Origin of the sequence: Rhizobium sp. ZPR4, assembly GCF_040215725.1 — a bacterium.
Lineage (GTDB): Bacteria > Pseudomonadota > Alphaproteobacteria > Rhizobiales > Rhizobiaceae > Rhizobium > Rhizobium rhizogenes_D.
The window spans coordinates 3,223,620-3,242,317 of the sequence record NZ_CP157967.1; the positions used below are offsets into that span (position 1 = coordinate 3,223,620).

The window sequence follows — 18,698 nt, forward strand, 5'->3', positions numbered from 1 at the left end:
CCCTTCTCCTCGCATGAGCGGGGAGAAGGCTAGGATGAGGGGCCATGCCCGCAGGCGCGGCGTCAATAGGCGTGCCTGACCAGCCCCTATATCGCTAGAGTCAGCCGACCCGCTCCACAGCGATTGCCGTCGCCTCGCCGCCACCGATGCAGAGTGCGGCAACGCCACGCCGCACTCCTTGACGCTCCAGCGCATGCAGCAGGGTCACGATCAACCGCGCGCCTGTGGCGCCGATCGGATGGCCCAGCGCGCAGGCGCCGCCGTTGACATTCAGGCGATCGCGCGCAATGCCAAGCTCCTTCGCGGCTGCCATGGCGACGACGGCGAAGGCCTCGTTGATCTCGAAGAGATCGACATCGCCGATCTTCCAGCCGATCTTGTCAAGCAGCTTGCGGATCGCGGGGATCGGCGCTGTCGTGTACCAGGCGGGCTCTTGGCTGTGCGTGGCATGCGCCTTGATTTCGGCCAGGATCGGCAGCCCCTCGCGCTCGGCAAGCGAACGGCGCGTCAGGATCAAGGCAGCCGCACCATCGGCATTGGCCGAGGCGCTGGCGGCGGTAATCGTGCCGTCCTTGCGGAAGGCGGGCTTGAGCGTCGGGATCTTTTCCGGCGAGACCTTCTGCGGGTGCTCGTCCCTGGCAATCGTCACAAGGCCACCCTTGGCGGCAACAGAAACCGGCGTGATCTCGGCTTCGAAGGCGCCATTCCCGATTGCGGCGCGGGCGCGCGACAACGTTTCGACGGCATAGGCATCCTGATCGTCGCGGCTGAACTGATAGGCCTCGACCGCCATCTCGCCGAAATCGCCCATCGAGCGGCCCTTCTCATAGGCATCTTCCAGCCCATCGAGCATCATATGGTCGAAGATGCGATCATGGCCCATGCGATAACCGCCGCGTGCCTTGGCGAGCAGATAAGGCGCATTCGACATGGATTCCATGCCACCGGCGATCGCGATCGAGGCCGAACCGGCGAGAAGCAGATCATGCGCCAGCATGGTCGCCTTCATGCCGGAACCGCAGACCTTGTTGATGGTAGTGGCGCCGACGGCATCCGGCAGGCCAGCCCCGCGAGCAGCCTGCCGGGCCGGCGCCTGTCCCTGCCCCGCGGGCAGGACGCAGCCGAACAAAACTTCATCCACCCGCTCTGCCGAAAGGCCGGCACGCCCCAGCGCGGCTCGGATGACATGCGCGCCAAGCTCGGGCGCCTGCAATGGCGAAAGATCTCCCTGGAAGCGGCCGAGCGGCGTGCGCGTGGCGGATACGATGACGACGGGATCGATAGCAGACATGACATCTCCTCACGGTCAGCAAACGATATCTTCACCTGAGTCCTATCACGTTAAATGATGATCGTCATCTAAATATCGTGGGAAATAGGATGCAAACCGGCGGCGGATATGATTGCCCTCACGGCATACAGGCCTTAAGGATATCCATAAAATTTGAAGGGATATTCCATGCCACTTTACATCAAGGACGATGCCATCGACCGACTGGCGCGGCGCTATCAGGCGCTGACCAAGGCCACCACCAAGACGGAAGCCGTGCGGCTTGCCTTGCAGAAGGCGCTGGATGAGGAGCTGACCAAGCCGGCCCTTGCCGACGTCGCCGTCGCTTTCTGCCGCACTCTCAAGCAGAAGGCCATCGCCAAAAGCGAAAGCGCCGACATAGCGGGAGAGATTTGATGTTCATCGACGCTTCAGTACTGTCGGCTATGATGACGGACGAGGAAGAGGCGCGCGCCTTCGCCATCCGCATGCAGCGGGCAACGGCACGAATGACCTCGCCGCTTGCCGCAGCGAATGCCGCAATCTTGATCTCTGAAGCTTTGAGATTGTCGCCGACCGAGGCCGGCGAAGCGGTGCGCACGTTTCTGCAGCTTATGAACATTCAGCCGCTCGCCGTGCCACCTCGAGCCGCCGCTCTGGCGACGGAAGCATATGAGCGTTATGGCCAAGGCGGCCAGCCGGGGCGCCTCAGCCTGGACGATTGCATGACCTATGCCTGCGCTCGTTATTATCGCCAGCCGCTACTGTCGAAAAGCGACCAGTTCAAGCAAACGGACATCGAGCTGGCCTAAGCTGCTCCAACGGAGGCGAGGCCGGCCCGATGCGATCTGTTGTTACGGGCAAAGAGACGAAGGGCCTGCCGCGAACGTGTTCGAACGAACGCCGACTGCATTCGGGGCAGCAGCGCATTGCAGGCGGGACATCGAGTCGCCGGCGCGGATCGGGCCGGTCACCGACGGGTCGGTGTTGATCGTGCCATCCGGCAGGATTGCGTCCTTCGAATGATCGACATTGCCGACATCGGTCTGGAACGCCTCGACATTGACGCGCTTGGGATGATGCTTGTGCACCTGCTCTGCCATGGCGGCGCTGGACACGCCGAGGACGAGAGCAGAGATGGCGAGGGTTCTGAGCAGCATGGGACTGCCTCCTGTGGGAGTTGACGCGAATTTCATATGGGAACTGGCAGGCCATTTTACAGCGGCTTGCCTGTCAATATCGTTAAGAATTTGAAGGTTTTGATCAGGTCTTCACTTTATGGCGGGATACCTCTGCGCCGGCATCGTGCGGCAGGCTGATAAAACGCAATGCGGAGATGCCACCGATAAGGCCAACGACAAGGAAAGCCCAGCGAAAATCGACGAGCGAGAGCGTTTCCTCACCATGAATCGTGCGCGAGAGATTGAGGACGGCGGCAGCGACGGCAACGCCGAGCAGCAGCGAAACCTGCTGCAGCATACTCGACAATGTCGAGGCAGAGCTGCGCTGCGCGGCATGGATATCGGCAAAGCCAAGCGTATTCAGCGCCGTGAAATTCATCGACCGCGAAAGCCCGGCAATGAATAGCAGACAATATATCAACAGGTCCGGCGTCGATGGAGACAGAAACGCACATCCGGCAATGCTGGCCGATGAGATCAGACCGTTAACGACAAGCACGTTGCGGAAACCGAAGATCCTCAACATCTGCGTGGTGATCGCCTTCATGCCGAGATTGCCGGCGAAATAGAACAGCAGATAGGTGCCGGCATCGATCGCCGTGCGGCCGAAGCCGACCTGGAAAAGCAGCGGGATCAGGAAAGGCGTGGCATTGATCGCGACGCGGCTCGCCGTACCCGCCGAAAGCGTCGACATGGCGAAGGTCTGCACCTTGAAGGCGGAGAGATCGAGCAAGGGCTCGTCAACCTTCAGGAAATGCCGGGTGGCAATGATGGAAAAGACCACGCCGACAGCGATCAAGCCGACGCTGGCCACGAGCGCCGTCGTGCCCTGAACCACGAATTCCAGACCGGCGAGCAGGAAGGTCAGCCCCGCCGCCGATTGCAGGAAGCCGACCACATCGAGCCGCGCGACCTTTTCCTCCCGCTGATCCGGCACGAAGCGCAGGACGAGACCAAGGCCAATGATGCCGATCGGGATATTGATCAGGAAGTTCCAATGCCAGGTCAGGTAGGTGGTGATTAAGCTGCCGAGCACCGGGCCAATGACTGGAGCCGTCAGCGCCGGCCATACGATCATCGACATCGCATTGACGAGATCGGACTTGCGCGCGTTGCGCAGCACGATGATGCGTCCGACAGGCGTCATCAGCGCACTGCCGAGGCCCTGAACGGCACGAGCGATGATGAATTCGGTCAAATTGCCCGATAGGCCGCAGAATAGCGACGCAACGGTGAAGATGGCGATGGATGCCAGGAACACCCGCCGGGCGCCATAGCGATCACCTGCCCAGCCGGCGAGCGGCACGAAGGCCGCCATGGTGAGCAGATAGACCGTGATACCGATGCTCATCGAGACCGGCTCGACACCAAAACTTACCGCCATCTGCGGCAACGAGGTGGTGATGATCGTCCCGTCCAGAAACTGCATGAAAAAGGAGACGGCGACGACAAAGGCGATGACGCGGGATTGCCGGCCGAAATTGTCTTCGGAAGGCTGTTCTATGGTCCGGGCAACGGTCATGATGTGAAATTTCAGAAGATAGCGTTCAAACGGACCGGAAGTTACCGGCAACAATCATACGATCATTGAATACGCCCATGATAGCGCCTTGCAAAGCCGCAACCCGAACCGGCGCCATCAAAAATTGGCACAGTGACAAAGAAATCGCGACCCTTGCCGCATCTGCTTTGGCGGCACCTCACGCCGAAATCAATCGTCGGAGTAACGCTGCTCCCGCCACGGGTCGCCATACATATGATAGCCATTCTTCTCCCAAAAGCCGGCGCGATCGGAGCCGATCAGCTCGATGCGGTTCAGCCACTTGGCGCTCTTCCAGAAATAGAGATGCGGCACGACGAGACGCATCGGGCCGCCGTGCTCGCCGGTCAGCGGCTGGCCTTCCCAGCCGGTGGCGAGGATCGCATCCTCGGCCGCGAAATCCGAAAGCGGCAGGTTGGTGGTATAGCCGTCATAGCTCGTCAGCAGCACATGATGCGCCTCGGCCGTCGGCATGACGAGGTCAAGGAGATCGCGCGTCGAAACTCCTTCCCAGCGATTGTCGTAACGCGACCAGGTCGTCACGCAATGAATGTCGCTGACATGGGTGCTTTGCCCGATCGCCTGGAAAGCCGCCCAATCCAGGCTGAGCCGCTTTTCCACGAAGCCGAACACATCGAGCCGCCAGCTCGACAAGGACACCTGCGGCTGCACGCCAAGATCGAGCACCGGCCAGTTCTTCACGAGATGCTGCCCCGGCGGCAGCCGCTCAGTCTCGGGCCGGCTGATGCGCCCTGTCAGAAACTTGCCCTCCGCCGCCCAGCGACGCTTGGAAGTCGTGAGCTTGCTATCGGCGGGAATCTGGTCGTCGCTCATGCAGCTATCCTCTCTGCTGAGCAGAAATAGGATTACCGAGCTGGGCAGGTGTCAAGTCAAGGAGCGGCAGATAGCCGACTATATTGCCGTGATGGCGATGCAGAAGAGCCGCGCCTTGCCGGATATCGACCGCCGTGCGGCATCACCATTCGAGACAAGCAGGCAATCGTCCGCATCAAGCATCGTGCCATCGATCTCCGCGTTACCGCGATGGCAAAGAACAAGGGTGATCCCGTTTCCGAAAGTGACCTCGCTATATCCATCGACCGAAACGCGCCGCACCGAATGCGTGAAACGTCCGCGCCGCGTCATCACATTGAGGTCGGTAATCGTGCCATCGATCAGCGTCGCCGAAGTCGGCGCATCCGCTGCGAAAGGCAGCGGCTCGCTCGCCTGCGTCAGGCGTTCAGGCTCCCGCCCCTCGATGAAGAGGGTCATGCCCTCGCCATCGAGAATGGATAGCGTGCGATCTATGCCGGGAAAGACCGAGAACGGCCCGTCCGAGGCAACGGTCGCCATGCTGACGCGCCAGTCGAAGTCGGCAAGCCCGGTACCGTCGGGCGAAACGGCGATCTCAACCGTTTCTCCGCCGCCGTTTTTCCAGGGCATGCGCTTGTGATCACCGGCGCGCAGCAGCTTCATCTTAGTTCCCCAGGATGGCCGGCAGGCGCAGGCCCTGCTGCTTGGCCCAGTCAAGCGCGATGTCGTAGCCGGCATCGGCATGGCGCATGACGCCGGTTGCCGGGTCGTTCCAGAGCACGCGCTCCAGACGCTTGGCCGCATCATCGGTGCCGTCGGCGCAGATGACCATGCCCGAGTGCTGAGAAAAGCCCATGCCGACGCCGCCGCCGTGATGCAGCGACACCCAGGTGGCGCCCGATGCGGTGTTGAGCAGGGCATTGAGCAGCGGCCAGTCGGAAACGGCGTCCGAGCCGTCCTTCATCGCTTCCGTTTCACGGTTCGGCGAGGCGACCGAGCCGGAGTCGAGATGGTCGCGGCCGATGACGACAGGCGCCTTCAGCTCGCCATTCCTGACCATTTCGTTGAAGGCGAGGCCGAGGCGGTGACGATCGCCGAGGCCAACCCAGCAAATGCGTGCCGGCAGACCCTGAAAGGCGATGCGCTCGCGCGCCATGTCGAGCCAGTTGTGCAGGTGCGTATTGCCGGGAGTGAGTTCTTTCACCTTGGCGTCGGTCTTGTAGATATCCTCCGGATCGCCCGAAAGGGCAGCCCAACGGAAGGGACCGATGCCGCGGCAGAACAGCGGACGGATATAGGCCGGCACGAAGCCCGGGAAGGCGAAGGCATTTTCAAAGCCTTCGTCCTTGGCGACCTGGCGGATGTTGTTGCCGTAGTCGAGCGTCGGCACGCCGGCATTCCAGAAATCGACCATGGCTTCGACATGAACCTTCATCGAGGCACGAGCGGCAGCTTCGACGGCCTTTGGATCGCTTTCGCGCTTGGCCCTGTGTTCGGCCACAGTCCAGCCGGCCGGCAGGTAGCCGTTCAGCGGGTCGTGGGCGGAAGTCTGGTCGGTGACGATATCCGGACGCGGGCCGCCAGCCTTCATGCGCTTTACGAGTTCCGGGAAGATTTCGGCGGCATTGCCGAGCAGACCGACGGACTTGGCTTCACCGGCCTTCGTCCACTTGTCGATCAAAGCAAGCGCTTCGTCGAGGCTCGATGCCTTTTCGTCGACATAACGGGTGCGGAGGCGGAAATCGATGCGGGTTTCGTCGCTCTCGACCGCAAGGCAGCAGGCACCGGCCATGACGGCCGCCAGCGGCTGTGCGCCGCCCATGCCGCCGAGGCCGCCGGTCAGGATCCACTTGCCCTTGAGATCGCCGTTATAATGCTGGCGGCCGGCTTCGACGAAGGTTTCATAGGTGCCCTGCACGATGCCCTGCGTGCCGATGTAGATCCACGAGCCGGCCGTCATCTGGCCGTACATGGCAAGGCCCTTCTTATCCAGCTCGTTGAAGTGATCCCAGGTTGCCCAATGCGGCACGAGGTTGGAATTCGCGATGAGAACGCGCGGCGCATCCTTGTGGGTGCGAAACACGGCGACCGGCTTGCCGGACTGCACGAGCAGCGTCTCGTCTTCGTTGAGCGTCTTCAGCGTCGCGGCAATACGGTCGAAGTCGTCCCAGGTGCGGGCAGCGCGGCCGATGCCGCCATAGACGACCAGCTCGTTCGGGTTTTCGGCAACGTCCGGGTCGAGGTTGTTCATCAGCATGCGCAGCGGCGCTTCGGTCAGCCAGCTCTTGGCGTTGAGTTCCGGGCCGCGAGGAGCGCGGATTTCGCGGATATTATGGCGCGGGTTGGTCATGTCACATCTCCAAGGAGGGCAGGATGTCGGTTGAGATCGAGGCATTGAGGGCGCCGGAGGCAATGAGGTCTGCGGCGAATTTCAGGTCGTTTGCCATGTAGCGGTCCTCTTCGAGCGAAGGCACGGCGGCGCGAATGGCAGCAATGGCAAGCGTCAGTTCAGGGCTGGTCGTCAGCGGCGCGCGCAGCTCGACACCCTGAGCAGCCGTCAACGCTTCGATGCCGATGATGGCGAAGAGGTTTTCGGTCATCCCGAGCAGGCGACGCGCGCCATGGCAGGCCATAGAGACATGGTCTTCCTGGTTGGCCGAGGTCGGCGTCGAGTCGACGGAGGCCGGATGCGACATCTGCTTGTTTTCGGACATGAGCGCCGCCGAGGTTACTTCGGCAATCATCAGACCGGAGTTCAGGCCCGGCTTCTTGGCGAGGAAGGCCGGCAGACCATAGCTGAGCGCCGGGTCGACGAGCAACGCGATGCGCCGCTGGGCGATCGCACCGATTTCGCAAACCGCAATCGCGATCTGGTCGGCAGCGAAAGCAACCGGCTCGGCATGGAAATTGCCGCCGGAAACGACGGAATTGTCCGAAAGCACGAGCGGATTGTCGGTGACGGCGTTGGCTTCGATTTCGAGCGTGCGGCCGACGGAGCGCAGAAGGTCGAGGCAGGCGCCATCCACCTGCGGCTGGCAGCGGATGCAATAAGGATCCTGCACGCGCTCGTCGCCCTCGATATGGCTTTCGCGGATCACGGAACCCGCCAGCAGGCCACGAAGGGCAGCAGCGGTATCGATCTGGCCCTTATGGCCGCGCAGCGTATGGATATCCGGATGGAACGGCGCCGAAGAGCCCATGGCCGCATCCGTCGACATGGCTCCGGTGATGAGAGCTGCCTGGGCGGCGCGATGGGCGCGGAAGAGGCCGGCAAGCGCAAGACCGGTCGACACCTGCGTGCCGTTGATCAGCGCCAGACCTTCCTTGGCAGCGAGCACGACCGGCTTCAAGCCGGCCTTTTCGAGCGCTGCCGCGCCGGAAAGCCGCTCACCGGCATAAAAGGCCTCGCCATGACCCATCATCACGGCGGTCATATGCGCGAGCGGCGCAAGGTCGCCCGATGCGCCGACGGAACCCTTTTCAGGGATGAGGGGAATAACGCCCTTTTCAAGCATGCCTTCGATCAGCCGCACCAGCTCCAGCCGTACGCCGGATGCACCGCGGCCGAGCGAAACCAGCTTCAGCGACATGATGAGGCGAACGACGTTCTCGGGCAGCGGCTGGCCGACGCCGCAGCAATGCGACAGAATGAGGTTGCGCTGCAGCGTCGCGACATCGGCGCTGTCGATCTTGATCGATGCAAGTTTGCCGAAGCCGGTATTGATGCCGTAAACCGGCGCATTGCCAGCAGCAATTTCGGCGATGCGGGCGGCCGCCTTGGCGATACCGGCATCGAACGAGGCATCGAGTTTGGCGGACTCGCCGGTCCAGTAGATTGCCGCCAATTGCTGCAGCGAAACGGAGCCGGGATGGAGAACGACGGTCATCGGTTGAACCTTTTTCCCTTGAAGACATGGGCATGGAGGGGATTGAAGCCGATGCGGTAGACGAGCTCCGCCAGGCTTTCGACATCCCAGATGGCAAAATCGGCGGACTTGCCGGCCTCGAGTGTACCCGTTTCGGAGAGCAGCCCAAGAGCACGCGCGCCTTCGCGCGTCGCGCCGACGATGCATTCCTCGACCGTCAGGCCAAAGAGGGTCGCGGCCATGTTCATGGTGAGGAGCATCGAGGTCAGCGGCGACGTGCCGGGGTTGCAGTCGGTCGCGATCGCGATCGGCACACCGGCATCGCGCAGCGCCTGAACCGGCGGCTTCTGCTTCTCATGAATGGCATAGAAGGCGCCGGGAAGCAGCACGGCAACGGTGCCGGAAGCAGCCATTGCCTTGACGCCATCCTCATCCAGATATTCGACGTGATCGGCAGAAAGTGCACCATAGGATGCCGCAAGCTTCGCGCCGCCGAGATTGGAGAGCTGTTCCGCATGCAATTTCATCGGAATGCCGAGCGACTTGGCGAGATCGAAAACACGAGCGATTTCCGCCGTCGAAAAGGCAATGCCCTCGCAGAAGCCGTCGACCGCATCGACGAGCCCTTCGGCATGAGCTTGCTTAAGGCCAGGCAGCACGACATCAGTGATATAGTCGCCGTTGCGGCCCTTGTAGTCGGCCGGCGTGGCATGGGCGCCGAGATAGGAGGTGACGACGCGAACCGGGCGAACTTCGCCGAGCTTACGGGCGGCGCGCAGCATCTTCAGTTCGGATTCGATACTCAGACCATAGCCCGACTTCACTTCGATGGTCGTCACGCCTTCGGAAAGCAGCGTATCGAGCCGCGGCAACGCGACGGCAACGAGTTCATCGACGGAGAGAGCACGGGTCGCGTTGACGGAGGAAACGATGCCGCCGCCGGCGCGGGCGATTTCTTCGTAGCTAGCCCCTTCCAGCCGCATCTCGAATTCGCGGGCGCGATTACCGCCATAGACGATATGCGTATGGCAATCGACGAGACCGGGCGTCACCCAGCGCCCCTTAAGATCGATCGTTTCGGCACCGGAGGTATCAGGCAAATCGGCTTCGTGGCCGGCAAAGACAATGCGGCCATCCCTGGTCAGGATCGCACCCTTCTCGATCGTGCCGAGCCAGGCCTCGCCCTCTTTCAGGGTCGCAAGGCGAACATTGCGCCACACGCGGCTTGCCGCGCCATTTTCCTGGCTATCGTCGGAAAAATTGTTCCCACCCATCAGCTTTACGCCTTTCCTCGTTGGCTCATAATGTATATACATAATCGAAAGGCTGACAAGAGGGATTTTGGACTCCGTGTCCGAAAGGAAAGGGTGAGACCATGACGAGACTTCATGCACGCACGGCTTTGCTTGGCGACGGATGGCACGAGAATGTGCGACTGACCCTCGAAGGCGGCCGGATCGCCGGGATCGCGACGGATGTTGCACCTGATGCCGGTGACAGCAGGCAGGATGTTCTGGTGCCGGCGATGCCGAACCTGCACAGCCATGCCTTCCAGCGCGCCATGGCCGGCCTTGCAGAAGTCCGCGGCCCGGCCAACGACAGCTTCTGGAGCTGGCGCACCGTCATGTACAAGTTCGCCCTGTCGATGACCCCGGATCATGTCGAGGCCGTCGCCGCGCAGCTTTATATGGAGATGCTGGAAGCCGGCTTCTCCCGCGTCGGCGAATTCCACTACCTGCACCATGACAAGGACGGCAGCCACTATGCCAATATCGCCGAACTGGCCGAGCGCATCGGCGCCGCCAGCGCCGAAACCGGCATCGCGCTGACACTCCTTCCCGTTTTCTACGCCCATTCCGGCTTCGGCGGCACCGCTCCCATCGAGGGCCAGCGCCGCTTCATCAATTCGGTCGACAGCTTCGAAGCGCTGATATCAGGCTGCCGCACGGTCACCAGCCGCCTGCCCGGCGCCGAACTCGGTATCGCGCCGCACAGCCTGCGCGCCGTCACGCCGGAAGAACTGGCAAAGCTCGTGCCGATCGCAGGCGATGGACCAATCCATATCCACGTTGCCGAGCAGGTGAAGGAAGTGGAAGACTGCATCGCCTGGTCGGGTGCCCGCCCTGTGCAATGGCTGCTTGATAATGCGCCTATGAACGAACGCTGGTGCCTGATCCATGCCACGCACATGACCGAGGATGAAACCCGCCGCATGGCCAAGAGCGGCGCGATCGCCGGCCTTTGCCCGATCACCGAAGCCAATCTCGGCGATGGCGTCTTCGCAGCTCCCCTCTTCCTGGAAGAAGGTGGCCGTTACGGTATCGGTTCCGACTCCAATATCCTGATTTCGGTACCCGAGGAGCTGCGACAGCTCGAATATTCGCAGCGCCTGGCACTGCGCGCCCGCAACGTCATCGCCGAGACCGGCGGCTCCACCGCCCGCATGCTGTACGACGGCGCATTGGCAGGCGGCGGTGCGGCCCTGAAGGCGCCGGCGGGTCTTGCGGTCGGCAATCACGCCGATATCGTTTCGCTCGATGTGAGCGCAGTGCCCTATCTCTCCGGCGATCGCATTCTCGATCACTGGACCTTCGCCGGCGGCGTTACCGTGGATGGCGTATGGAGCCTCGGTAAAAAGCAGGTCGAAGGCGGCCGTCACCAGAAGAGAGAGGCGATCTCCGCGCGGTTCCGCAAGGCGATGGCCGAACTCATCGGTTAGAGCATGATGCCGAAAAGTGTCAGGGGATTTCGGACAACATCATGCTCTACTTCTTTGATTTTAGAGCGGATTCAGATTTCAGGTCGTTTCGACCTAAAATCATCCGACTCTCAGAAACCGCTTTTCCTCCCATCGATTGACCCCTAAATAACTTGCGGGAAATCCCATGTCTCACACGGAACAGACGGGCGGCATGACCACGGGCAAAGAGGCGACCCTGCATCAGCGCATCCTCAGCGATATCGAGGGCCAGATCGTCTCCGGCGTCTGGCCGCCAGGACATCGCATTCCGTTCGAAATGGATCTGGCGGAGCAATATGACTGCTCGCGCATGACGGTGAACAAGGTGCTGACCCAGCTTGCGCGTGCCGGCCTGATCGAGCGGCGAAAGCGCTCGGGCAGCTTTGTCACCCATCCGCAGGCGCAATCCGCCGTACTTGAGATCCATGACATCAAGTCCGAGGTTCTGTCGCTCAATCTGTCCTATTCGCACAGGCTGATAAAGCTTGCCGAGCGGCGCGGACGGCCGGAAGACGCGCGCAGACTGCAGTTTGTCGGCTCTATTCCGGTGATGGAGATCACCTGCATCCACTATGCCGGTCCGCGCCCCTTCTGCCTGGAAAACCGCGTCATCAATCTCGACGCCGTGCCGGAAGCGGCAAAGGCGGATTTCGAGACATTGCCGCCAGGCCCCTGGCTGCTCAACCAGGTGCCGTGGAGTACTGCCGAACACCAGATTCGCGCCATATCAGCCGAAGGCGACGCCGCCGCCAACCTCGATATCCAGAAGGGTACGGCATGCCTCGTCGTCGAACGTCGCACCTGGAGCGCCGCCGGCCCGATCACCCACGTTCGCCTCACCTATCCCGGTGATCGCCACAGCCTTGTAGCTCGTTTCACACCGGCAAGCTGACCGTTTTCCCAGCACTGTTTCAGGGACGTTGCGGAGACTCGGTCGGCGGCGGAATGAGGCTCTCGGATTGACGGACAGGCTGGGCGGGATCGACCAGCAGGATGCTGAGCGCAATCAGAACCAGTGCCAGAATCAGGAGGATTCCGATCAGAAGGGGACGAATCGCGGTCATTTCGTTCTCCAATCTCCCCAGCCCAGCGCTAAGCGCGATAGGGAATTCGAGATAACCAGCGCAGTCTAACGGTAAATGTTAAGCAATGCTTGATGTTCTGGGAAATAACAGGCCTTTTCCAAGAATTTCTGGCCGCGCCGGATAAGACCGCCATCTCACGCTTGTTTGAATGGCGGACAGCGCAAGCGGCGCATAGGATCGCAATGTAGATGGCTTCGAAGCCGTTCCGCGGCCTCCGTCGACCAATTCCAACCTTCTTATCAGGGACGACCGGCGCATCGCTCGTCCGATATCTCAAGGGAGACCCCACCCATGGATCGCAAACGTCTGATCGCGGCTGTGCTGACGCTCTCCGCCGCCATGCTCGCCACGCTGCAAAGCGCCGATGCCGCCGAACGCGTGAGGGTGCGCGGCACCGTGGAGAGCCTTGATGGCGATACGCTCAAGGTCAAGTCTCGCGACGGCAAGGACGTTACCGTTGCGCTGAAATCCGGCTGGAACGTTGGCGGCGTCGTCAAGGCGGCCGTCAGCGACATCAAGCCTGGCGATTTCGTCGGCATCGCGTCGCAGCCGACCGATAGCGGCATCAATGGTGCGATCGAGGTGGTCATCTTCCCTGCCTCGATGAAAGGAACCGGCGAAGGCGACCGCCCTTGGGATTCAAAGCCGAACAGTTCGATGACCAATGCCACGGTCGCCAATGCCGTGACCTCGGTCAGCGGCCCGACCTTGACGCTCACCTACAAGGGCGGCGAACGCAAGATCAAGATCCCGGATGGCACGCCTGTCGTGACGCTGACGTCAGCAACGAAAGCCGATCTGAAGCACGGCGCCGGTGTCTTCATCACAGGCGAGCAAACCGGCGAGACCACAGTCTCCGCCGACCGAGTTGCAGTGGGCCTCAACGGCACCGTACCGCCGATGTGATCGATGCCCGATCAATCGGCTGATTTGCATCCAACGAAAACAGGCGGACCGCAAAACTGCGATCCGCCTGTTTTCCTAGCACTTGGCGAATGAGCAGGAGGCCTTACTCGGCAGCCTGCGCATGCGGGCGATGATCGATCGCATCATCCTCGTCATCTTCCACCGGCTTCGGCTGCTTCCAGGCGATCAGGCGGTAGAACATCGGGATGAAGAAGGTAGCGATGAAGGTTGCCGCCAGCATGCCGCCGATGACGCCGGTGCCGATGGCATGGCGGCTGGCGGAGCCTGCGCCGGTGCTGATGGCCAGTGGCACGACGCCGAGGATGAAGGCGAGCGAGGTCATCACGATCGGGCGGAAGCGCAGCCGGGCTGCCTCGAGCGCTGCTTCCGCCGCGCTCATGCCTTCCTTGCGTTTCAGCACGGCGAACTCGACGATCAGAATGGCGTTCTTTGCCGCCAGGCCAATCAGCGTCACCATGCCAATCTGGAAGTAGACGTCGTTGGTGAGCCCGCGCAGATAGGTGGCCAGCAGCGCACCGAACAACGCGAAGGGGATCGCGGTGATGACGGCGAGCGGCAGGCTCCACTTTTCATACTGCGCAGCGAGGATCAGAAACACCATGATGACGCCGAAGATCATCGCTTGCGTGCCGGCGCCGCTCGTCTCCAGCTCCTGATAGGCAGAACCCGTCCACGCGATCTGGAAGCCCTGCGGCAAGGTCTCGGCTGCCACCTGCTGCATGGCCTTGATCGCGTCGCCTGACGTATAGCCGGGCGCCGGGTTGCCGGTGATCTTGGCGGCATTGAAGGCGTTGTAGCGTTCGAGCTGGTCCGGCCCGATGGCGCGCGTCACCTTGATGAGCGTATCGAGCGGAATCATCTTGCCGCTGTCGGAGCGGACGAAGACTTGGCGCAGATCGTCGGGCGATTCGCGGAATGGCGCTTCCGACTGCAGGTTGACCTGATAGTTGCGGCCGTAAAGCGTGAAATCGTTCACGTAGAGGCTGCCGAACGTCGCCTGCATGGCGTCGAAGACGGAGTTGATCGGCACGCCGAGCGCCTTGGCCTTCTCGCGGTCGAGATCGGTACGGAACTGCGGAACGTTGGTATCGAGCGTGGTGCGGACGCCGGCCAGCTCCCGCCGCTTCGAGGCCGCCTCGACAAGCTTCTGGGCCTCATCGGAAAGCCCGGCAACACCCTTGCCGCTGCGATCCTGCAGATAGACCTCGAAACCGCCCGTCGTCGAAAGACCCATGATCGGCGGCGGGTTGAAGGCGAGCACCATGGCATCCTTGATGCCCATGTTGGCGCCGATCATCGGGCCTGCGAGATTGCGGGCATCGAGTTCCGGCGTCTTGCGCTCGCTCCAGTCCTTCAGCGTCACGAAGGCGACGCCGGCACTGCTCTTCAGGCCGCCCGACAGCAGGTCGAAGCCCGAGACCGCAAAGACGTTCTCGACGCCGGGCAGCTTCTGGGTGTTGACCATCGCCTCATCCATGACCGCCTGCGTGCGCGTCAGCGACGCCGCCGGCGGCAGGATGGCGATCTGGAACAGCGAACCCTGGTCTTCGTCCGGCACCAGCGACCCCGGCAGCGTATAGAAGAGATAGCCCGTCACGCCGAGCAGGCCGGCAACCAGAACGCAGCCGACGATGACGCGCTTCAGGAAGAACGCGACGCCCGCAGCATAACCCTGCGTCAGCCGGTCGAAGGCCCGGTTGAAGATGCGGAACGGCAAGACCGGCTCGTGATGGCCGGGCTTCAGGATCAGAGCGCAGAGTGCCGGCGTCAGTGTCAGCGCCACGATACCGGAGAGCGTGACCGAGATCGCGATGGTGACGGCGAACTGCTTGTACATCTGGCCCGCCAACCCGCCCATGAAGGAGACCGGAATAAAGACGGCGCAGAGCACCAGCACGATGGCGATGACCGGACCGGTCACTTCGCCCATCGCCTTGATGGCCGCCTTTCTCGGGGACAATTTCTCTGTTGTCATCAGACGCTCGACGTTTTCGAGCACGACGATCGCGTCGTCGACAACGATACCGATCGCCAGCACCAGCCCGAACAGGGTCAGAAGGTTGATCGAGAAGCCGAGCAGATACATGCCGGCAAACGTGCCGATGATCGAGATGGGCACAGCGATCACGGGAATCAGCGTTGCCCGCCAGTTCTGCAGGAAGACGAAGACCACGATGATGACGAGAAGGATCGCCTCGATGAAGGTCTTGATCACCTCCTCGATCGACACCTGGATGAATTTCGTCGTGTCGTAGGGGATCTCGTAGGCGACGCCTTGCGGGAATGACTTCTGCAGTTCATCCAGACGCGTCCTCAGTGCCTTCATCGTGTTCAAGGCATTGGCGCCGGGCTGCAGGTAGACGGCAATCGGGATGGCCGGCGTACCATTGAGGCTGCTCTGGACGGAATAGCTCTTGGTGCCGAGCTCGATGCGCGCGACATCCTTGAGGCGCAGCGTCGCAGCGTTGGCGGTCGAACGCAGGATGATTTCGCCGAAGGCGTCGACGTCGGGCAGACGGCCCTGCGTCGTCACGGTATAGGTGAAGGCCTGCGGATTGTTGCTCGGCTGGTCGCCGAAGCGGCCGGCGGCAAACTGCGAGTTCTGCTCCTGGATGGCGGTCGCGACATCGCTCGGCGTAAGATTATACTGTGCAAGCTTGTCCGGCCGCAGCCAGATGCGCATTGAATAGTCGATATCGCCAAGCAGGTTGACATCGCCCACGCCCGGAATGCGCTTGAGGTCGTCGATGACATTGAGCAGCGCATAGTTGCCGACATAGGCACGGTCGTAGCGGCTGTCGGTCGAGTACATGGCGATGAAGCCGAGGATCGAGGTCGAGCGCTTGGTAACGACGACACCCAGCCGCGTCACATCCTGAGGCAGCGTCGAGACCGCGCGCTGTACGCGGTTGTTGACGTTGATCGCAGCCTGGTCCGGGTCGGTGCCGAGCGCGAAGGTCACCGTGATCTGCATGGAGCCGCTGTTGGAGTTCGTCGACTGCATGTAGAGCATGTTTTCGACGCCGTTGATCTGCTGCTCCAGCGGGGCGGCAACGGTCTGTGCTACCGTCTCGGCACTGGCGCCGGGATAGGTCGCGGTCACCACCACCTGCGGCGGCGTCAGCTCCGGATATTGCGCGATCGGCAGGATGCGCAGGCAAACCGCGCCCGCAAGCAGGATGACGATCGAGATCACCGCCGCGAAAACGGGACGGTCGATAAAGAATCTGTTGCCCAACATCAGTTCTGCGCCACCTTGTTCGTATCCTTGGGCGATGCATCCGCCGTCGCCTGCACCGGCGCGCCGGGGCGCACCTTGATGATGCCTTCGGTGATCAGCTTGTCGCCGGCCTTGAGGCCTGACAGTACCAGCCAGCTATCGCCGATCTTCTGGCCCAGCGTCACGGGATTGACGTGCGCCTTGCCTTCCTGGTCGATCGTGTAGACGAACTGGCCCTGCGGGCTCTGCATCAGCGCCACTTCCGGGATGGTAATGGCGTTGTCGAGCGAGACGCCTGTCACCTTCGCGCGAACGAACTGGCCCGGCAGCAGCCGGCGATCGGGATTGTCGACCACGGCGCGGGCCTGCAACGTGCCGGTCGACACGTCGATCGTGGAAGAGGTGAAGTCGACCACGCCGTCATGATCGTAGGTCGAGCCGTCGCCGAACGAGATCTTGACGCCGAGATTCGGCGCCTCTCCCTTGGCCTTCTTCATGTCGATCAGCCGGCGCACCTCGGCAGCTTCGGCATCCGAGAAGGAAAAATTGACGTAGACCGGATCGAGCTGCGTGATGCTGGTGAGCAGGCCGGTATCGCCCGTGGTGCCGATGAGGCTTCCCTCGGAGACCTGTTCCAGGCTGGTGATGCCGCCGACCGGCGCGGTGACCTGCGTATAATCGAGATTGAGCTGCGCCGTCTGAACCTGCGCCTGCGCGGCGGCCACGGCCGCTTCCGCCAACTGCCGCGTCGAAATCGCATCGTCGCGCGCCTTCTGGGTGACCGCATTCTGGTCGAACAAGGTGATGTTGCGCTTTTCCTCGCGTTGCCCCTGGGCCAACTGGGCCTGGCTTTGCTGCAATTGCGCCTGGGCCTGGGCAAGTGCTGCCTTGTAAGTCGCCGGATCGATGAGGAACAGCACGTCGCCGGCCTTCACTTCCGCACCTTCGATAAAGTTTCTTTTCAACAGGATACCGCCGACGCGCGCCCGCACATCGACTTGCCTAAAGGCAGAGATGCGCGCAGCATATTCATAAGAGAGCGCCACGGTCTGTGGCTTGACATCGACCACCGTCACCTGCGGCGGCGGCATCTGTCCGGCCTGCTGCGCGAAGGAGGAAGACGCGCAGAAAAAGAGCAATCCGGCTACAATGAGGCTGCTGCGCAGGAGGAGGGATTTATGCGTCGTCATGGGAAAATCACCGCGAGATTCGACATTCTTGTTGCGGCGCAATATACAAACATACATGAATGATTGTAAATATCAAATCAATGTGACTTCTATGGATGATATGGGGAACCGCATGCAGCTTTGAGATATTGATGCATGAAATCAGAGATATAGAGCGAGACGAAATCCCCCTTTTCGTTCGCCGAAATTTTGAGGAGGCGCATGCGCAGAACCAAGGAAGATGCCGCCAAGACCCGCGAGGAAGTCCTCGCCGCCGCCGCCGAGATCTTCTATGAAAACGGCGTCAGCGGCTCGAGCCTCGAAAAGATCGCCCAGCGCGCAGGCGTAACGCGCGGTGCGATCTACTGGCATTTCAAAGACAAGGCCGAGGTCCTGACCGCGCTGCACAGCGAGATCCGCTTGCCGCAAGAAGCTATGGTCGACTATGCGATCGAGCACGGACATGACGATCCTCTTGGCCTGATCGAGCAAGGCACAATCGAAGTTCTACAGATCCTGGTGAATGATGAGCATCAGCAGCGCGTCTTCGCCATCATGATCCTCGGCTGCGAGTTTACGGAACATCTGTCCGACGCGGCCCAGCGCATCATCACGGCCAATGCCGAAATGTTCGGCAAGCTGCAGAAACTGATCGAGATGGCGGATGAACAAAGTTCGCTTGCAGCGCTATGGACCGCCGATTCCGCCGCCCGCGCCATTCAATGCTCGATGAACGGCCTGCTTGCCGAATGGCTTCGGTCCGGCAAATCCTTTCCGCTGGTCGATGTCGGCGAGCGGCTGGTCCGCAGCCTGATCCGCTCCATGCGCGGCAACGAAAACCGCTAGCTAGAGCAATTTCAGGAAAAGTGCGGAGCGGTTTTTCGTCC

Annotated in this window: 17 protein-coding genes; 6 read left to right on the forward strand and 11 right to left on the reverse strand. The window is 61.6% G+C overall.

Features of this window, described 5'->3' with window-relative positions; translation table 11 throughout:
- Positions 1 to 100 precede the first annotated feature (100 nt).
- Positions 101 to 1,291 carry an acetyl-CoA C-acyltransferase gene (locus ABOK31_RS15595; protein ID WP_349956610.1) on the reverse strand — a complete coding sequence of 397 codons (1,191 nt, stop codon included), beginning with the start codon at positions 1,289 to 1,291 and terminating at the stop codon, positions 101 to 103.
- 168 nt (positions 1,292 to 1,459) lie between these two features.
- Between ABOK31_RS15595 and ABOK31_RS15600 the strand changes: the two genes are divergently transcribed.
- Both ABOK31_RS15600 and ABOK31_RS15605 read left to right on the forward strand, forming a co-directional pair.
- Positions 1,460 to 1,687, forward strand: a complete 228-nt coding sequence (locus tag ABOK31_RS15600; RefSeq protein ID WP_349956611.1) for a type II toxin-antitoxin system VapB family antitoxin — start codon at positions 1,460 to 1,462, stop codon at positions 1,685 to 1,687.
- Positions 1,687 to 2,082, forward strand: a complete 396-nt coding sequence (locus tag ABOK31_RS15605; RefSeq protein ID WP_349956612.1) for a type II toxin-antitoxin system VapC family toxin — start codon at positions 1,687 to 1,689, stop codon at positions 2,080 to 2,082. The genes ABOK31_RS15600 and ABOK31_RS15605 overlap by 1 nt, the downstream gene beginning before the upstream one ends.
- Before the next feature lie 42 nt (positions 2,083 to 2,124).
- Here the strand turns inward: ABOK31_RS15605 and ABOK31_RS15610 are convergent, their stop codons facing one another.
- The 7 genes from ABOK31_RS15610 to hutI all read right to left on the reverse strand — a co-directional run bounded on the left by ABOK31_RS15610 (position 2,125) and on the right by hutI (position 9,944).
- Positions 2,125 to 2,430: a hypothetical protein gene (locus ABOK31_RS15610; protein ID WP_174173379.1), complete on the reverse strand. Its 306-nt coding sequence runs from the start codon at positions 2,428 to 2,430 to the stop codon at positions 2,125 to 2,127.
- Positions 2,431 to 2,533: 103 nt separating this feature from the next.
- Positions 2,534 to 3,973 (reverse strand): MFS transporter, encoded by a 1,440-nt coding sequence (locus tag ABOK31_RS15615; protein WP_349956613.1) that lies wholly within the window; start codon positions 3,971 to 3,973, stop codon positions 2,534 to 2,536.
- Between the two features lie 189 nt (positions 3,974 to 4,162).
- Positions 4,163 to 4,825: a sulfite oxidase-like oxidoreductase gene (locus ABOK31_RS15620; RefSeq protein WP_174173377.1), complete on the reverse strand. Its 663-nt coding sequence runs from the start codon at positions 4,823 to 4,825 to the stop codon at positions 4,163 to 4,165.
- A gap of 78 nt (positions 4,826 to 4,903) precedes the next feature.
- On the reverse strand, positions 4,904 to 5,467 hold the full coding sequence (locus ABOK31_RS15625; RefSeq protein ID WP_349956614.1) for a HutD family protein: 564 nt from the start codon (positions 5,465 to 5,467) through the stop codon (positions 4,904 to 4,906).
- Position 5,468: 1 nt separating this feature from the next.
- Positions 5,469 to 7,154: a urocanate hydratase gene (hutU, locus tag ABOK31_RS15630; RefSeq protein WP_349956615.1), complete on the reverse strand. Its 1,686-nt coding sequence runs from the start codon at positions 7,152 to 7,154 to the stop codon at positions 5,469 to 5,471.
- A 1-nt stretch (position 7,155) separates the two neighbouring features.
- A complete protein-coding gene (gene hutH, locus ABOK31_RS15635) occupies positions 7,156 to 8,691 on the reverse strand; it encodes a histidine ammonia-lyase (protein ID WP_349956616.1) in 1,536 nt (511 codons plus the stop codon).
- Complete coding sequence (hutI, locus tag ABOK31_RS15640) at positions 8,688 to 9,944, reverse strand: imidazolonepropionase (protein WP_174173373.1); 1,257 nt, start codon at positions 9,942 to 9,944, stop codon at positions 8,688 to 8,690. The genes hutH and hutI overlap by 4 nt, the downstream gene beginning before the upstream one ends.
- Before the next feature lie 101 nt (positions 9,945 to 10,045).
- On the opposite strand from hutI, the gene ABOK31_RS15645 reads away from it, so the two are divergent.
- Positions 10,046 to 11,389 carry a formimidoylglutamate deiminase gene (locus tag ABOK31_RS15645; RefSeq protein WP_174173372.1) on the forward strand — a complete coding sequence of 448 codons (1,344 nt, stop codon included), beginning with the start codon at positions 10,046 to 10,048 and terminating at the stop codon, positions 11,387 to 11,389.
- A 193-nt stretch (positions 11,390 to 11,582) separates the two neighbouring features.
- A complete protein-coding gene (hutC, locus tag ABOK31_RS15650; protein WP_174173399.1) occupies positions 11,583 to 12,302 on the forward strand; it encodes a histidine utilization repressor in 720 nt (239 codons plus the stop codon).
- Positions 12,303 to 12,321: 19 nt separating this feature from the next.
- Here the strand turns inward: hutC and ABOK31_RS15655 are convergent, their stop codons facing one another.
- The gene (locus tag ABOK31_RS15655) at positions 12,322 to 12,474 is read right to left on the reverse strand and encodes a hypothetical protein (protein ID WP_167376678.1); all 153 of its coding nucleotides are present in this window, start codon (positions 12,472 to 12,474) and stop codon (positions 12,322 to 12,324) included.
- 312 nt (positions 12,475 to 12,786) lie between these two features.
- Here ABOK31_RS15655 and ABOK31_RS15660 point away from each other — a divergent pair, with 312 nt between their 5' ends.
- Entirely contained in the window at positions 12,787 to 13,401 is a 615-nt protein-coding gene (locus tag ABOK31_RS15660; RefSeq protein WP_349956617.1) for a hypothetical protein, read from the forward strand.
- A 103-nt stretch (positions 13,402 to 13,504) separates the two neighbouring features.
- Here the strand turns inward: ABOK31_RS15660 and ABOK31_RS15665 are convergent, their stop codons facing one another.
- Positions 13,505 to 16,663: an efflux RND transporter permease subunit gene (locus tag ABOK31_RS15665; protein ID WP_349956618.1), complete on the reverse strand. Its 3,159-nt coding sequence runs from the start codon at positions 16,661 to 16,663 to the stop codon at positions 13,505 to 13,507.
- A complete protein-coding gene (locus ABOK31_RS15670; RefSeq protein ID WP_174173369.1) occupies positions 16,663 to 17,832 on the reverse strand; it encodes an efflux RND transporter periplasmic adaptor subunit in 1,170 nt (389 codons plus the stop codon). The genes ABOK31_RS15665 and ABOK31_RS15670 overlap by 1 nt, the downstream gene beginning before the upstream one ends.
- A 201-nt stretch (positions 17,833 to 18,033) precedes the next feature.
- Here ABOK31_RS15670 and ABOK31_RS15675 point away from each other — a divergent pair, with 201 nt between their 5' ends.
- Positions 18,034 to 18,657 carry a TetR family transcriptional regulator gene (locus ABOK31_RS15675; protein ID WP_349956619.1) on the forward strand — a complete coding sequence of 208 codons (624 nt, stop codon included), beginning with the start codon at positions 18,034 to 18,036 and terminating at the stop codon, positions 18,655 to 18,657.
- Positions 18,658 to 18,698 lie beyond the last annotated feature (41 nt).

Coding starts and splice junctions, on each gene's coding strand:
- ABOK31_RS15660 (WP_349956617.1), top strand. CDS start 12,787: ATGGATCGCAAACGTCTGATCGCGGCTGTGCTGACGCTCTCCGCCGCC.
- hutI (WP_174173373.1), bottom strand. CDS start 9,944: ATGGGTGGGAACAATTTTTCCGACGATAGCCAGGAAAATGGCGCGGCA.
- hutH (WP_349956616.1), bottom strand. CDS start 8,691: ATGACCGTCGTTCTCCATCCCGGCTCCGTTTCGCTGCAGCAATTGGCG.
- ABOK31_RS15595 (WP_349956610.1), bottom strand. CDS start 1,291: ATGTCTGCTATCGATCCCGTCGTCATCGTATCCGCCACGCGCACGCCG.
- ABOK31_RS15605 (WP_349956612.1), top strand. CDS start 1,687: ATGTTCATCGACGCTTCAGTACTGTCGGCTATGATGACGGACGAGGAA.
- ABOK31_RS15645 (WP_174173372.1), top strand. CDS start 10,046: ATGACGAGACTTCATGCACGCACGGCTTTGCTTGGCGACGGATGGCAC.
- ABOK31_RS15620 (WP_174173377.1), bottom strand. CDS start 4,825: ATGAGCGACGACCAGATTCCCGCCGATAGCAAGCTCACGACTTCCAAG.
- ABOK31_RS15625 (WP_349956614.1), bottom strand. CDS start 5,467: ATGAAGCTGCTGCGCGCCGGTGATCACAAGCGCATGCCCTGGAAAAAC.
- hutC (WP_174173399.1), top strand. CDS start 11,583: ATGACCACGGGCAAAGAGGCGACCCTGCATCAGCGCATCCTCAGCGAT.
- ABOK31_RS15655 (WP_167376678.1), bottom strand. CDS start 12,474: ATGACCGCGATTCGTCCCCTTCTGATCGGAATCCTCCTGATTCTGGCA.
- hutU (WP_349956615.1), bottom strand. CDS start 7,154: ATGACCAACCCGCGCCATAATATCCGCGAAATCCGCGCTCCTCGCGGC.
- ABOK31_RS15610 (WP_174173379.1), bottom strand. CDS start 2,430: ATGCTGCTCAGAACCCTCGCCATCTCTGCTCTCGTCCTCGGCGTGTCC.
- ABOK31_RS15670 (WP_174173369.1), bottom strand. CDS start 17,832: ATGACGACGCATAAATCCCTCCTCCTGCGCAGCAGCCTCATTGTAGCC.
- ABOK31_RS15665 (WP_349956618.1), bottom strand. CDS start 16,663: ATGTTGGGCAACAGATTCTTTATCGACCGTCCCGTTTTCGCGGCGGTG.
- ABOK31_RS15675 (WP_349956619.1), top strand. CDS start 18,034: ATGCGCAGAACCAAGGAAGATGCCGCCAAGACCCGCGAGGAAGTCCTC.
- ABOK31_RS15600 (WP_349956611.1), top strand. CDS start 1,460: ATGCCACTTTACATCAAGGACGATGCCATCGACCGACTGGCGCGGCGC.
- ABOK31_RS15615 (WP_349956613.1), bottom strand. CDS start 3,973: ATGACCGTTGCCCGGACCATAGAACAGCCTTCCGAAGACAATTTCGGC.